The sequence below is a fragment of the Burkholderia sp. L27(2015) genome, from assembly GCF_009765705.1.
Taxonomy (GTDB): Bacteria; Pseudomonadota; Gammaproteobacteria; order Burkholderiales; family Burkholderiaceae; genus LMUX01.
Map to the genome: position 1 here is coordinate 1,259,494 of NZ_LMUX01000021.1, position 13,727 is coordinate 1,273,220.

Annotated in this window: 14 protein-coding genes; 5 read left to right on the forward strand and 9 right to left on the reverse strand. The window is 60.4% G+C overall.

Annotation, left to right across the window (positions count from 1 at the left end; translation table 11 throughout):
* Nucleotides 1-17 precede the first annotated feature (17 nt).
* Entirely contained in the window at nt 18-1,676 is a 1,659-nt protein-coding gene (gene boxC, locus GSQ77_RS23985; protein WP_158905496.1) for a 2,3-epoxybenzoyl-CoA dihydrolase, read from the reverse strand.
* Nucleotides 1,677-1,882: 206 nt separating this feature from the next.
* Entirely contained in the window at nt 1,883-2,794 is a 912-nt protein-coding gene (locus GSQ77_RS23990) for a helix-turn-helix transcriptional regulator (protein ID WP_254067759.1), read from the reverse strand.
* A gap of 300 nt (nt 2,795-3,094) precedes the next feature.
* Here GSQ77_RS23990 and GSQ77_RS23995 point away from each other — a divergent pair, with 300 nt between their 5' ends.
* The 4 genes from GSQ77_RS23995 (at nt 3,095) to GSQ77_RS24010 (ending at nt 7,857) form a co-directional block, all read left to right on the forward strand.
* On the forward strand, nt 3,095-3,568 hold the full coding sequence (locus GSQ77_RS23995; protein ID WP_158905500.1) for a DUF4863 family protein: 474 nt from the start codon (nt 3,095-3,097) through the stop codon (nt 3,566-3,568).
* 23 nt (nt 3,569-3,591) lie between these two features.
* Nucleotides 3,592-5,175, forward strand: a complete 1,584-nt coding sequence (locus tag GSQ77_RS24000; protein WP_158905502.1) for a 3,4-dehydroadipyl-CoA semialdehyde dehydrogenase — start codon at nt 3,592-3,594, stop codon at nt 5,173-5,175.
* Between the two features lie 146 nt (nt 5,176-5,321).
* Nucleotides 5,322-6,932 carry a benzoate-CoA ligase family protein gene (locus tag GSQ77_RS24005; protein WP_158905504.1) on the forward strand — a complete coding sequence of 537 codons (1,611 nt, stop codon included), beginning with the start codon at nt 5,322-5,324 and terminating at the stop codon, nt 6,930-6,932.
* Nucleotides 6,933-7,053: 121 nt separating this feature from the next.
* On the forward strand, nt 7,054-7,857 hold the full coding sequence (locus GSQ77_RS24010; RefSeq protein ID WP_158905506.1) for an alpha/beta fold hydrolase: 804 nt from the start codon (nt 7,054-7,056) through the stop codon (nt 7,855-7,857).
* Between the two features lie 66 nt (nt 7,858-7,923).
* Here GSQ77_RS24010 and GSQ77_RS24015 read toward each other — a convergent pair whose 3' ends face one another.
* On the reverse strand, nt 7,924-9,399 hold the full coding sequence (locus GSQ77_RS24015) for a YncE family protein (protein ID WP_158905508.1): 1,476 nt from the start codon (nt 9,397-9,399) through the stop codon (nt 7,924-7,926).
* On the reverse strand, nt 9,396-9,860 hold the full coding sequence (locus GSQ77_RS24020) for a DUF305 domain-containing protein (RefSeq protein ID WP_158905510.1): 465 nt from the start codon (nt 9,858-9,860) through the stop codon (nt 9,396-9,398). The genes GSQ77_RS24015 and GSQ77_RS24020 overlap by 4 nt, the downstream gene beginning before the upstream one ends.
* Nucleotides 9,861-10,063: 203 nt before the next feature.
* On the opposite strand from GSQ77_RS24020, the gene GSQ77_RS24025 reads away from it, so the two are divergent.
* Entirely contained in the window at nt 10,064-10,435 is a 372-nt protein-coding gene (locus GSQ77_RS24025) for a DUF427 domain-containing protein (RefSeq protein WP_158905512.1), read from the forward strand.
* Nucleotides 10,436-10,530: 95 nt separating this feature from the next.
* On the opposite strand, the gene GSQ77_RS24030 is transcribed toward GSQ77_RS24025, so the two are convergent.
* The 5 genes from GSQ77_RS24030 to GSQ77_RS30010 all read right to left on the reverse strand — a co-directional run.
* The gene (locus GSQ77_RS24030; protein WP_254067760.1) at nt 10,531-11,037 is read right to left on the reverse strand and encodes a hypothetical protein; all 507 of its coding nucleotides are present in this window, start codon (nt 11,035-11,037) and stop codon (nt 10,531-10,533) included.
* A gap of 50 nt (nt 11,038-11,087) precedes the next feature.
* On the reverse strand, nt 11,088-11,918 hold the full coding sequence (locus GSQ77_RS24035; RefSeq protein ID WP_158905514.1) for an anti-sigma factor: 831 nt from the start codon (nt 11,916-11,918) through the stop codon (nt 11,088-11,090).
* A complete protein-coding gene (locus tag GSQ77_RS24040; RefSeq protein ID WP_158905516.1) occupies nt 11,915-12,448 on the reverse strand; it encodes an RNA polymerase sigma factor in 534 nt (177 codons plus the stop codon). The genes GSQ77_RS24035 and GSQ77_RS24040 overlap by 4 nt, the downstream gene beginning before the upstream one ends.
* A gap of 179 nt (nt 12,449-12,627) precedes the next feature.
* The gene (locus tag GSQ77_RS24045; protein ID WP_158905518.1) at nt 12,628-13,374 is read right to left on the reverse strand and encodes an SDR family NAD(P)-dependent oxidoreductase; all 747 of its coding nucleotides are present in this window, start codon (nt 13,372-13,374) and stop codon (nt 12,628-12,630) included.
* 30 nt (nt 13,375-13,404) lie between these two features.
* Nucleotides 13,405-13,727: hypothetical protein (locus GSQ77_RS30010; protein WP_216854936.1), on the reverse strand; the 323-nt coding region annotated here is incomplete at its 5' end.

A 13,727-nucleotide genomic window follows, 5' to 3' on the forward strand; every position in this document is an offset into this window, starting at 1 on the left:
CCTTAAATGAAGCCGGTTTAGACTCGGTTCAAATCAAACTGCGCTTTGTTGCCGGAGCCGTATACCTTCAAGGCACCCAGCTCGCCGACCGCATTCGGACGGATGAAGATCCAGTTTTGCCATGCCGACAGGCGCCCGAAGATGCGGGTCTCCATGGTCTCGCGGCCGTTGAAGCGCAAGTTGGCTTCGAGGCCGGTCAATGCATCGGGGGACATGCTGGCGCGCTCTTCGAGAGCGAGCCGCGTTTCGTCGGGCCAGTCGAGGTCGTCCGGGTCGGCGGTGATCATGCCCAGTTGCAGGGCCTGGGCCGCGTCGAGTAGCTGACCTTGGGTTTCGCGCACCGCGGCGATCGCGTGCTCGTCCTCATAGAAGCGGCGCGCCAGTCGCGACTGGCCGGAGACCATGGGCAACACACCAAAATTCATTGCGGACACGCCGATCTTCGGCGCGTGATCCGCGTCATCGGGCAAGGCCAGCATATAGATACGATCTGCGGCGAGCGCGACTTCGAGCAAGGTGCCGACGAAGCACGAGTCTTGTTCGACAAACGCAAACAGCGAGCGCGAAGACACGTCGAGCCGCGCCAAAGTGCGACGCAAGAAGCCGGTGGTTTCGCGCACCAGCCAATTGTCCTGGTTGGCGATCAGCGTGGCGTCGACATCGAGCATCGCTTGCGGGTCGCCGGAAGATTTCAACACCCAGGTGCCGATGTCGAGTTCGTTGGTGCGCAGATGGAGGATGGCGTCGTCGAGTTCGCGCGCGAACTGCAGCGGCCACCAATTAATGCCTGCGGCTTCGATGCCTGCGCCGTCCTTGGGTTGCGGCGAGGTGGGTGCCTTGACGGTCAGTGTCGCGTGCCGGGCGGCGCGGTCTATTGTCACGTTGACGAATTCATAAGCCAGCGTGTTTTCGGTTTGCTGACGATGCAGGGGGCTCAGCTTCACGCCTTGAGCCTGCGCCGGGCGTTGGCTCGTCGCCGCGAGCGCCAGAGCGTGCTCGCGCACCGTATCGGCAAATTGCGCGGGCTTGGCGATTTCGTCGACGAGCTTCCAGTCCTTGGCTCGCTGGCCGCGCACACCTTCTGACGTGGTGCAGAAAATATCCGCGTGGTCGTGGCGCACGTGACGCTTGTCGGTCAGACGCGTGAGGCCGCCGGTGCCCGGCAATACGCCCAGCAAGGGCACCTCGGGCAAACTTACCGACGACGACCGGTCATCGACCAGGATGATTTCATCGCATGCGGCCGCCATTTCGTAGCCACCGCCAGCACATGCACCGTTGACGGCAGCGACGAATTTCAGCCCTTCATGACGGCTGGAATCTTCGAGGCCATTACGCGTTTCGTTGGTGAATTTGCAGAAATTGACTTTCCACGCATGCGTGGACTTGCCCAGCATGAAGATATTGGCGCCCGAGCAGAAAACACGGTCCCGGCCACTGGTGATCACTACGGTGCGCACGGTTGGGTGTTCGAAGCGAATGCGCTGGAGGGCGTCGTGCAATTCGATGTCCACGCCCAGATCGTACGAATTGAGCTTGAGCTTATAGCCTTCCTTCAAGCCGCCGTCTTCGTTCACGCTCATCTTGAGCGTGGCGATCTGGCCGTCGACGGTCAAGGTCCAGTGCTTATAGCGCTCAGGGGAGGTTTCGTAGTTGATCGGGGGTGCGGTTGTCATGCTGGGCCTCTTTGGAAATATGATGCATCTTCGAGTCGGTAACAGCAATATATTGCACGTTTTATGGTGTGTCAAGCAGAAAAGTGCATCGCGCTGGGTGGCGATATAGGCGTAGCTGGGGAGGGGAGAAGGCCGTGCGGAAGGGAGGATTGCGCAGAAGGGGCGCGCTGTTTGAGCGCGCCCGTGCGACTGAACTACTGAGCTAACTACTGGCCGAGCCGAACCGAACTACGCAATTGATCCAGCAAGCCCACGAATGCGGCTTCCTGAGTCATTTCCGTGGTTTCGAACGTTTCATCGGCTTTGGAATAGAACGCCGCGCGGCTTTCAAGGATGTTATTCAGATCGTCCATTGCTTCGCGGTTGCCCAGCATCGGACGCATGTCGCCCTGAGCGACCACGCGCGCCATGTGTTCCTGAGGCGATGCTTGCACCCACACCGTATAGCAATGCGACAAAAGCAGATTGAAGGTGGCGGGATCGGACACCAAGCCGCCCGGCGTCGCGATTACCGCGCGTGGAAAACGCTGGATCACGTCCTCGAGCGCGCGATATTCATAGCGCCGATAGGCGTTCGGGCCATATAGGGCGTGGATCTCAGCCACGCTGCATCCGGCCAATGTCTCGATTTGCTGATTCAATTCCACAAACGGCACCATCCAGTGGTCGGCGAGCATCCGGCCCAAGCTGGACTTGCCGGCACCGCGCAGCCCGATCAGCGCGAGACGCTGGCGACGCGCGATCTCCGTGGTCGGCGCCTCGAAAATACCGGCCAATGCCGCTCTGGCCTGCGCCAGTTCTTCATCCGAGCGCCCGCGCAGGATCTCTCGAATCATCAGCCATTCGGGTGAAGTGGCCGTTTCGTCGCCGATCATCTCGGCGAGCGTGCAGTTCAGCACCGTCGTCAATTGCCGCAGGAACTGGATGGAGGCATTCCCGACGCCCGACTCGACGTTGGCGAGATGCCGCTCGGACACTTCCGCCAAGCGTGCCAATGCCTTGCGCGTGAGGCCCCGCCGCGAGCGCAGGCCACGTAGCCGTTCCCCTAGCGCAATCAAAAATGGGTCGCGGGCTTCGACCACATCGCTGGCCGGGTCTAAAAGTCTTGATATTTCCACGTTTCCTGTCATATCGCTCACGGCGTCGCGCCGCATGTCCTGTAGACCCAATTATCGCAAAACCAAAACGGCTGGACCACAGCCTGATGAAATATATTGATCATCGCTCCGCTTGACATATGCAACATAATACATTTACACTCCAACAAAACGCACTATAGATCCGAAAGTTAGGCGGGCGCTGGGTAATGGCCTCGGGTCGTAGCCTCGGGTTATTACCGCGGGCTATGGCCACGAGTCATAGCCACGAGTCATGGCCAATCAGGCAAGCCCGGTGCATTTTACGAGGAGATCGCAGGCATGGACGTAACCGGTTTTCAAACTTTGATCAGCAACATCACGGCGGAGATTGCCGGCGCCACGCTCGATGCCTCGCTGGAGGCGCATCTGAACGCCGACCATGGCCCGGGCAGCCACGTGTACGAAAGCCTCTTCGCGGCCTGCCAGATCGGGGTGCGAGAGGGCTGGTTGTGCCAGCGCGAAGCCGACGGGATCCGTTACGGCCGAGTGCTCAAGGCCACCGACGCAACTAACGGCTTCAGCGTGGATGTCGTCGACATGGCGAACATCGTCGGACCACACCATGTTCATCCCAATGGCGAGATCGACCTGATCATGCCGCTCACGCCAGGCGCTTGTTTCGATTCACGTCCCGCCGGGTGGTGTGTATTTGAGCCTGGCAGCGCACATCGCCCGAGCGTATCGCAGGGCCGCGCATTGGTGCTTTACCTGTTGCCGCAAGGCGCTATTTCATTCACGCCGGCCGTGGCCTGAGCCACGCATTCTATGGATTTTTCATGACCGACTTTCTACGAAACTATCTTGGCGGCGCTTGGGGCCAAACAGCGCAGGCCGAATCCGCGCAGGCCAACGTGCTGCGCGATCCCGTAACCGGCCAGGCATTGGTGGCCACGGGCGGCCAAGCCGAGGGACTGCATGCGGGCTACGAATTTGCGCGCACGAATGGTCGCACTGCGTTGCAGGCGATGACCTACGGACAGCGCGCCGCGATGCTCGCCGAAGTGGCGAAAGTGCTGCTGGCGAACCGCGACAGCTACTATGAAATTTCCCTGGCCAACTCCGGCACCACCCAAGCCGACTCGGCCGTGGATATCGAGGGCGCGGCATTTACGCTGAACTACTTCGCGCGCGCCGGCGCCGCATTGGGGGACGCGCGCGTGTTGCTTGACGGCGCTGCCGCAGTGCTGTCCAAAGATCAGTTGTTCCAGTCGCAACATGTACTCACGCCGGTGCGTGGGCTCGCGCTGTTCATCAACGCCTTCAACTTCCCGGCTTGGGGCTTATGGGAGAAAGCGGCGCCCGCGTTGCTGTCGGGCGTGCCGGTCGTCATCAAGCCGGCCACGGTCACGGCCTGGCTGACTCATCGCATGGTCGCCGACGTGATCGCATCCGGCGTCTTGCCGCCCGGTGCGCTGTCGATTGTCTGCGGCAGTTCTGCCGGCCTGCTCGATGCGCTTGGCCACTTCGACGTGCTGTCCTTCACCGGTTCGGCCGATACCGCTGCGCAGATCCGCTCGCATGCGGCTATCGTGCGGCATTCGGTGCGCGCCAATATTGAAGCCGACAGCCTCAATTCGTCAATTCTCGGCGAGGACGCTGCGCCGGGTTCGCCCGCATTCGATTTGTACGTGAAGGAAATCGTGCGCGAAATGACCACCAAGAGCGGCCAGCGCTGCACTGCGGTGCGCCGTGCCCTGGTGCCAGAACGATATTACGAGGCTGTTGCTGATGCGGTGAGCGCAAAGCTCGCACAAGTCACGGTCGGCAATCCGCGCAATGCCGAGGTCCGCATGGGCTCGCTGGTCAGCCGTGAGCAATTCGATAGTGTGCAGGCCGGTATTGCTACGCTTGCGACGCAAGCGAAGGTCATTCATGACGGCAGAACTCAGCAGCTGGTGGATGCGGACCCCGACGTGAGCGCTTGCGTGGCGCCGGTGCTGCTCGGGATACGCGATGCCGATACGGCGTCCGTTGTCCACGATCACGAAGTATTCGGACCGGTATCCACGCTGCTGGGCTATCGCGATTCGGCGCACGCGATCGCATTGGCGCATCGCGGGCTGGGCTCACTGGTCACGTCCTTGTTCAGCGCCGATGAAGCATGGTTGGCGGATACCTCGGTAGCGCTTGCCGGTTCGCATGGCCGCGTGCACGCGGTGACGCCCGAGGTTGCGAAATCCCAAACCGGTCACGGCAACGTCATGCCCGCCTCGACGCACGGCGGCCCTGGACGTGCTGGCGGCGGCGAGGAGTTGGGTGGCCTGCGCAGCCTCGGTTTTTATCATCGACGAGCGGCCTTGCAGGGTTCGGCTGCCACATTGCAGCACCTCGGAGCGACATCCACGCAGTGGGATTATTGACGTCCCTGATTGAAGTCGATGGTTGATTGAACTCGATGACTAATTGAACCCGATGATTAATTGAACGCGTTGACTGATAGAACTCAATGAGGGCCCATGAGCGACACGATAGATCGACGGGGCAAATGGAATGAGCGGAGTGAGACATGAAGCAAGCGAACGAACAGCGGACCGAGAGATCGACAGAGCAAGCCGCTGGCCAAGCGGTTAGGGCGCCCGCTCAGCGATTTAATTTTTCTCGTCACGTCCTCGCGCTGAACGCGGACCGTCCTCACAAGGCGGCTTACATCGACGACACGTGCGTATTGACCTACGGCGAGCTGAGTCAGCGTGTGCGCCGCTGTGCGGCGGGCCTGCTGGCGAGCGGGGTGCGTCGCGAAGAGCGCGTGTTGCTGGTCATGCATGACACCGTCGATCTGCCGGTGGCATTCCTGGGCGCGCTGCTCGCGGGCATCGTTCCTGTTCCGGTCAATACGCTGCTGCCGTCCGACGACTATGCGTACATGATGGAGCACAGCAACGCCAAAGTCGTCATCGTTTCCGCGCCGTTGCTGGCTTGTGTTCAAGAGGCGCTGGGAAAAGTCGACACTCGCCCGGACGTGATCGTCTCCGGCAGCACGCAGGTACTCGACGGCGTCCATACTTTCGTCGATCTGTTGCAAAGCGAACCACTGGAATTACGCGCGGGCGCCGATACGCATGCCGATGATTTTGCCTTCTGGCTCTATTCATCGGGTTCCACCGGCCGTCCCAAAGGCACGGTTCACTCGCACGCCAATCTGTTCTGGACGGCCGAGCTGTATGGCAAACCGATACTGGGCATTACGTCCGACGACACGGTGTTTTCCGTCGCCAAGTTGTTTTTCGCCTATGGGCTCGGTAATGGTTTGACCTTTCCTCTGTGCGTGGGCGCAACCACCGTCTTGATGGCGGAGAGACCCACCCCACAGGCAGTCTTCAAGCGCTTGACGCAACACAAGCCGACCATTTTTTGCGGTGTGCCGACGCTGTATGTGGGCATGCTTGCATCCGACGCATTGCCCGCCAAGGAGGACGTAGCGATGCGCGTATGTACGTCGGCGGGTGAGTCGTTGCCGCGGGAAGTCGGGGAACGTTTCGAGCAACATTTCGGGTGCGAGATTCTCGATGGCCTGGGCTCCACCGAAATGCTGCATATCTTTATCTCCAACCGTCCCGGCAGCGTATGCTACGGTTCGTCCGGCAGGGCGGTGCCGGGTTATGAGCTTGAACTGCGCGACGAAAACAATCGGTGCGTGGCCGTCGGCGAAGTGGGCGACCTGTATGTGCGCGGGCCCAGTTCAGCGCTGCTGTATTGGACGAACCGCGAGAAGAGCCGCGCTACCTTCATCGGCGACTGGCTCAAGAGCGGCGACAAATACACGGTCGACGCACAAGGCCATTTCATCTACGCTGGGCGCAGCGACGACATGTTGAAAGTCAGCGGTCAGTACGTGTCGCCGGTGGAGGTTGAGAATACGCTGATCGGACATCCGGGGGTGCTCGAATGCGCAGTGGTCGGCAAGAGCGACGCGCACGGATTGACCACGACCGTGGCCTACGTAGTGGCTGCGAGCGGGCATGCGCCTACGCAAGAGCTTGCCGCGGAACTGAAGGCTTTCGTCAAGAGTCGACTGGCGCCACACAAGTATCCGCGCGAGATTCTGTTTATCGATGAGCTGCCCAAAACGGCAACCGGCAAGATTCAACGATTCAAGTTGAGAGCTTTGCTAGTGTGAGAGTGATGGTGTAACGCAGCGCGACAAAGCCGGACGATATAGCAGGCACAAATCTGATGCAGTAACTTGAAGCCGTAACAACCTGAAGCAGGAGCGACGTGAGGCAGGAACGATGAATGAGATGCATATCCCCCAAACACAGTTCGCCGAGCTCACATGGCGCGGCGATCCGCTGAAACTCGAATACCAATGGGTCGGCGTCAAGCAATCCGACTATCCGGTGGTGGTGTTCCTGCATGAAGGCCTAGGGTCGATTGCCTTGTGGAAGGATTTCCCAGAACGGATGTGCCGCGCATATGGCCTGACCGGGCTGGTGTTCTCGCGCTATGGCTATGGGCAATCGACACCGCGGCCGCATGACGAGCGTTGGCAAATGACCTTCATGCATGAGCAGGCCCGCGAAGTATTACCCGCGTTGTTCGCAAGCCTCGGGCTGGAACGGCCTTGGTTGTTCGGTCACAGCGACGGCGGTTCGATTGCGCTGCTATATGCCGCGAGCTTTCCGCACGCGGTCGACGGTATCGTGGTGGTGGCGCCGCATATCCTGGTGGAAGACGTCACCATAGAAAACATCACGCAGGCGCGCGAGGCCTACGTTTCTAGCGACTTTGCGGTAAAGCTCAAGCGCTATCACGCCGACCCGGAATCGGCCTTCTGGGGTTGGAATAACGTCTGGCTCGATCCCGCGTTCCGCGCCTGGAATATCGAGGGCTTGTTACCCGATATCGTGTGCCCTGTGCTGGCGATACAAGGCGCGGGCGACGAATATGGCACGCTCGCACAGGTGCAAGGGATAGTCAGAAAAGTACCGCAGGCTCATCTCACGGTAATGCCGGATTGCGGACATTCGCCGCATAGGGAGCAACCTGAGCGGGTCGCGCAATTGGCCGGGGACTTCATCACCCGGGCACATCGACTGGCGTAGCTTATCAGCCCATAAGATAAACGCTCCCGGGTCAAACATCGACCCGAGAGCCAGCGTTGCCACTGCTTACAGGGCCTGTACCTGAACCGGCGCGCCAGGCTTGCCGTCCATTTGCGGTGCAATCACGAGGAAACGACGCTTGTCGGCTCCGGCTCCGCCTTGCACGATTTGTCGAATCTGCCCCAATGCATTGACGATAGCCGAGCCCGCGGGATTGGTCATGAACGACGCGATCGGCTCGAGGTTGCCGCTGCCGTCCGGATTGTCGGCCAGCGCGAGCACATACGGATGCTTGGGTTCAAGGCCAGTCGCCGATGCTTGCAGCACCTGCGCCAAGCCTTGGTCGAACAGTGAAACGCTGGTCGGCGCGGTGCCCTTGCTGCTTGGAATACCGCCGGCGCTACTCACGGCCACCAGCGTCAGATGAGCGGTCTGACCGGCGAGCCCGAGCGGTTGCAGATTTTGCAGTCCATCGCCTTCAGGCACTGCGTCGGGTACATAGTTGACTGCCTGCGGCGCCTGTCCGATCGGGACCGTGGCGATCACCTTGTTCGTGAGCGTGTCGATCGCTGTCATGCCATCCGCGTTTTCCAGTCCGACATAAACACGGGTGCCGTCGCCGGACGGCCAAATTCCGTGGGGCAAGTTTCCAACCGGGATGGTCGCCACTTGCGAGAAATCGTCGGTGCGAAACACCTTGACCTCATTAAGCCCACCGACCGTGATATACGCAAACGTGCCATGCGCGTTGTGCACGATGTTGACGTGGTTGGTGATCGGGCCGGTGTCCAAAGTTTTCAGCAACTCGAACGGCGCTTGCGCGTTGAATACCTGCGTCTTGCCTACGTCTTTGAGCGTGAACCAGACTTGTTTGCCATCGGGCGTTGCTGCGATGTTGGGGCAGAACGGGCTGGCCTGTTTGACGGTCGCGACAATCTTATGATCGGCTACGGTAACGACGTCGGTCTCGGGATTGAACGACGAGCAGATGTAGCCGTATTTGCCGTCCGGAGAAAAGATCTGCATGCCCGGGCCAGCCGGTACGATGATGCGGGTTTTTTCTTCATAGGTGCTGCCGTCGAGCACGGCGATATAGTTTTCGCCGCGTACCGTGACCCAGACTTCCTTGCCGTCCGGCGTGAAAAACGCTTCGTGCGGAGCACGGCCCACATAGGTAGTGTGCTTGACGGTATTGGTGGCCGTATCGATGAAGGTCACCGAGTTCGAACCGATCGAAACCACGGCGATGGTGCGATGATCAGGCGAGAAGCCCATGCCGTGCACCAGCACCTGACCGTGATACAGCGGGCTGAAGTTGGTTGGCGAAGGATCGCCGAGACGAATCACGCCCAGCAGTTTGTTGCTCACCGGGTCCGTCACGGAAACGGTATTTGAAAATTGTTCCGCGGCATACACGCGGTCGCGGTGGCTGATCGCGATGTCCGGATCGGAGGCCTTGCCGGGGGCTTGACCGGCCCACGCGACTTGCGCTGCGAGTGCGGTGATCGTCAATACCGTGGCGAGAAGAGGAGTGCGATTCATCGGGAATCCTTTTGCATCTGCATTTGCATTGTGGAATGGGACATCGGGGGCGCTGCCGCGGGGCTTGCGGTAGAGGGTTGGTCGGGAGAGGCAACGGAGGGCGGTAAAGGCTGGCCGAGCGCGAGGCGCATGGCGGCAATTTCCTGCTGTTGCTCGACGATGATTTCCTGGGCGATGCGACGCAGTTGCTCGTTGTGACCGTGGCGCAATTCCGCCTGGGCCATGTCGATCGCGCCTTGATGGTGCGGCACCATCATCGCGACAAAGTCGTGGTCGACATCGCCGGATGGTTTGATGGTCATGTCGCCCATCATCTTGTTCATGGCCGTGTCGTTTTCGCTCAGGAACGGTTTTTCATCGTTGCCATCGGCGTAGGCGACGCTACTGAACGACCATGCCGCGCCGAGTAGGAAAAGGCCTACAAGCCGAACGCGCGACATTGCTGTGAAGGGAGAATTCATATGTCGTCCTTGTGAATATGCGAGGGCATTCGTTGGGGTGAACACCGAACACTTCTCGTTTATTCCAGGGATTCCAATCCGCATGTGGGCCGCGCATTTTGTCACCAATACGTACGGACGTATTTATTTCTTGACTTTAAAATGTGCTCGTCCATACTCATCCTGGCAATGTGAGCTAACGACACAGCTAGGATGAGAAAACCATGCAAACCAAATCGATAAAGATCCCGGGACCCGATCACCCCATCACGATCGAGAAGAGCGACTCCAGAATACGCGTGTCTATCTCGGGGCGCATCGTGGCCGATACGCGCGATGCGTTGACGCTTCGTGAGGCCGCCTATCCCGCCGTCCAGTACATCCCGCGCAAGGACGTGGATATGTCGCTGCTGGAGCGCACGGATCACACTAGCTATTGCCCGTATAAAGGCGACTGCAGTTACTACAGCATTCCTGCAGGCGGCGAGCGCTCGGTAAATGCGGTGTGGAGCTACGAGCAGCCGTTTGATGCGGTATCGCAGATCAAGGACTACGTCGCGTTCTATCCCGATCGCGTCGATTCGATCGCAGAGTAGAAGGACGGCCGCGAGGATGGTTGCGAACAGTGTGTGAAAGTACACGCACTGTTCGCGGCGTAGGCGCCCGCTTTTACGGTGGCGCTACCGGCCATTCAGCGATGGCCGCCGCCCATGTGCATGCCTGCGCCCATGCCACCACCCATGCCGCCTTGATGGAAGCCGCCACCTACGCCACCTTGGTGGAAACCGCCATCATGGAACCCGCCATCATGGAACCCGCCCGGATGAAATCCCGGGCCGGCGTCCGAATGCCGGAAGAAAACATGATTCAGGCGATGGCGACGATGATCGAAGTCAAAAAAGAAGAACGCTGACCCCACGCCGACAGGGGGACCCCAATACCAAGGGTCGTACCACCCATACGCATACTGTGCCGGCGGATACAGGTTCTGCACGAGTTGCCACGTCCCATCGCTTTGCAAGCAGGCAAGCCCGGTGACGTTTTGCAGTTGTCCGTCGATGACAGCTTGCGCCGTGATGTTCTGGCAGGTTGCCGGGCCCGCGTCCATCAGATCGTCCGGCGCCGTTTGCGCCATCGCAGGCGTGAGGCCTGCGCAACACGCAAGCATCACGGTGATTGAACGAATGGTGTTTCTCATGATTTCGTCCTCAGTGTTTCGTTCTCAGGGTTTCGTCTTCGCTGGCGCTGCTATCGCCACGATTCGGGGTGGCCGCCCAGTGCGCCGCATACATCAAGAGCGATCGGGCGTAAATGTGTCTCGGGCACTTGGCCCGACAAGGCGTACCCCATGCCTTGGTTGGCCCAGTAGAACGTGTTGCGCCCGCCGTCGCTGAGCAGGCCGACCGCGGCCGTATCCCGGGAAAAGTGCGTGACATACAGCGTGAGTCGTTCGCCGGCCGCGTTCTGATACATGAACTGCGCAGCGGGGCCGGTCTCGCCGGGCAACAGCCGTCCGCCCACCAGCGCATAGCCGTACTCTTGCAGCGACGGCACCATCAAGGAGCGGCCCAGTCGCCGTGAAAGCCAGGTGACCAGCTGTGCTTTCTCGTCGGCGGCCACCTCCACCGGATGACGCTGCTCCGGTGCATAAACCGCGTAAGCGATGTTGGCGCGCTGTGCGAACGCGACCTGGTCAGTCGACAAGCGCGGTGCCATCCAAGTCGGCGCCGAACCAAGCATCAAGCCAAATGCCGAGACTAGCGTTGGGGCAAGCCACGGGCCAAGCCCGACGCCTACGCCCAGCCACGCCGCAGCCACACCCGCGCGCTGCCACCAAGGAACGCGACGACGCAGGACCAGGCAGCGGGTCGTTTCCTGCGGTATGGCGAACAGGGCTTTCAGCGCCGCGTTTTGTGCGCGGTAATCCGCGACGCGCCGTGCCGCATCGGTGTCAGCGGCAAGCCGCTCCAGGGTCGCCGCACGTTCAGTGGCGGACAGCTCGTTGTCCACCAGTGCCGAGAGCGCTAGCAGATTCGGCTCGCCCGGACCTGGCTTGGCATAGTCGCGATCGTCGTTCATGGCGTGCTCTTCCCTACGGTTCTCACTACCGTCAGGGCGGACCCTTTGCGGCAAGGTTCTTCAGCCAGCAAGGCGCGCAGATGCTCGCGGGCGCGCGACAACCGCGACATCACGGTGCCCACCGGCACTTTCAGGACGGCGGCGGCTTCCTGGTAACTCAATTCCTCGAGTCCGATCAGGAGCAGCACTTCGCGTTGAGGGACGGGCAGCCGGTAGAGCGCGCGCTGCATGTCGCGCAGCACGAGCGTGTCGACTTCGCCTGGCGGCGCGGGCATCCGGTTCCAGGGGGCGCTTTCATCGTCAACCGCGATCTCGCGGTGCATCCGTAATTGATCGATATACAGATGCCTGAGTATGGTCAGCAGCCACGCGCGCAGATTGCTTTGCGGGCGAAAAGCATGCCAGCGGCTAAGGGCACGCTCGGCGGTGTCCTGCACTAAATCGTCTGCCCAAGCGGCGTCGCCCGTCAAAGCGCGGGCATAGCGCTTCATGACCGGTAACCAGACGACAATATCGGCCTCGAAACTCACACGCGCAGCTCCTGGCTGTGTCGACGCGTGGTGCGTCCACTCCGCCTATTAAACGAGTGAGACGAAGGGCTTATTCCAGTTTGGGGGAAATAAAGTTGCTGAGGTGGCTCGAGCTGATCGAGTTGATTCAGGTGAGAGCACCCCAGCGAGCGCCAGGGTCCTTCATTTGCCTTGCAGAATTACGAAGCGGTTTTGCCGCCATTGACGTTGATGATTTGGCCCGTGATAAAACCCGCTTTGTCGGACGCCACGAACACGATGGCTTGTGCGATCTCTTCGGGTTTTCCGACCCGTTTGAGGGGCACGCCGGCAACCATCGCGGCTCTTTTTTCGGCGTTGCCTGTGAGGCGGTCCAGCATTTCCGTTTCGACGGGGCCCGGAGCGATTGCGTTGACACGCACACCCGCGGCGGCGCTGTCGAGCGCGGCCGCCTTGGTCATTCCTTCGACCGCGTGCTTGCTGGCCACATACATCGACATGCCCGCGGCGCCTCGGCTGCCCATCGTCGAGGACAGGTTGACGATGCTGCCGTGGCCTTGGGCCGTCATCACCCGCAACTCATGCTTCATGCTCAGAAACGTGCCGAGTACGTTGGTGTCGAACATATGCATGTAGTTCTCGACCGATTGCTCCATCAGCGGACCCGGTTGGCCTTCGGTTCCGGCGTTATTCACGGCGACATCGAGGCGACCGAAGCGCTCGACGGTCTTGTCGACCAGATTGCGCACGTCGTCCTCGCGGCGAACGTCGGCCATGACAAATTCGGCTTGCGCGCCGAGTGCTTGTAACTCCGCGGCCAGCGCGTGGCCCACCGACTCGCGGCGACCGGAAACAACAAGGCGGGCGCCTTCTTTAGCGAAGGCGAAGGCCGTCGCGCGGCCAATGCCGGCGAGCGCACCGGTGATGAGAACGACAGGGCTGTTCATGAAACTTTCCTTATTTCCTTACTTCCTGACTCAGCGAACGACACACCCTGTGTCATCCTTCAACTGATCGAGCGCGACCATGATTTCGGTCATGGAAGCCGACGTCGGCGATCCGCTGGTCCCCGTACGAGGGGGAATCGGCTCGGTCGACACCCTCGATACTAGAGGCCGACATGAAAAGAATAAATAGCCCGTAGCTCCAAACACATTGGACAGTAGAGTCCGGGATGCGCAGATCGAACGCCTATTTCTGCACGACTGCCGTACTGGCCGCCGGAGCTGCGAGCTTAGCCGCTGCACCAGGTGCGGCACCATCGGTCGCATTCGCTGCTGCCACCGGCATATCGCCCCAC

Coding starts and splice junctions, on each gene's coding strand:
- GSQ77_RS24020 (WP_158905510.1), bottom strand. CDS start 9,860: ATGAATTCTCCCTTCACAGCAATGTCGCGCGTTCGGCTTGTAGGCCTT.
- GSQ77_RS24025 (WP_158905512.1), top strand. CDS start 10,064: ATGCAAACCAAATCGATAAAGATCCCGGGACCCGATCACCCCATCACG.
- GSQ77_RS24015 (WP_158905508.1), bottom strand. CDS start 9,399: ATGAATCGCACTCCTCTTCTCGCCACGGTATTGACGATCACCGCACTC.
- GSQ77_RS24045 (WP_158905518.1), bottom strand. CDS start 13,374: ATGAACAGCCCTGTCGTTCTCATCACCGGTGCGCTCGCCGGCATTGGC.
- boxC (WP_158905496.1), bottom strand. CDS start 1,676: ATGACAACCGCACCCCCGATCAACTACGAAACCTCCCCTGAGCGCTAT.
- GSQ77_RS23995 (WP_158905500.1), top strand. CDS start 3,095: ATGGACGTAACCGGTTTTCAAACTTTGATCAGCAACATCACGGCGGAG.
- GSQ77_RS24005 (WP_158905504.1), top strand. CDS start 5,322: ATGAAGCAAGCGAACGAACAGCGGACCGAGAGATCGACAGAGCAAGCC.
- GSQ77_RS24000 (WP_158905502.1), top strand. CDS start 3,592: ATGACCGACTTTCTACGAAACTATCTTGGCGGCGCTTGGGGCCAAACA.
- GSQ77_RS24010 (WP_158905506.1), top strand. CDS start 7,054: ATGCATATCCCCCAAACACAGTTCGCCGAGCTCACATGGCGCGGCGAT.
- GSQ77_RS24030 (WP_254067760.1), bottom strand. CDS start 11,037: ATGAGAAACACCATTCGTTCAATCACCGTGATGCTTGCGTGTTGCGCA.
- GSQ77_RS24035 (WP_158905514.1), bottom strand. CDS start 11,918: ATGAACGACGATCGCGACTATGCCAAGCCAGGTCCGGGCGAGCCGAAT.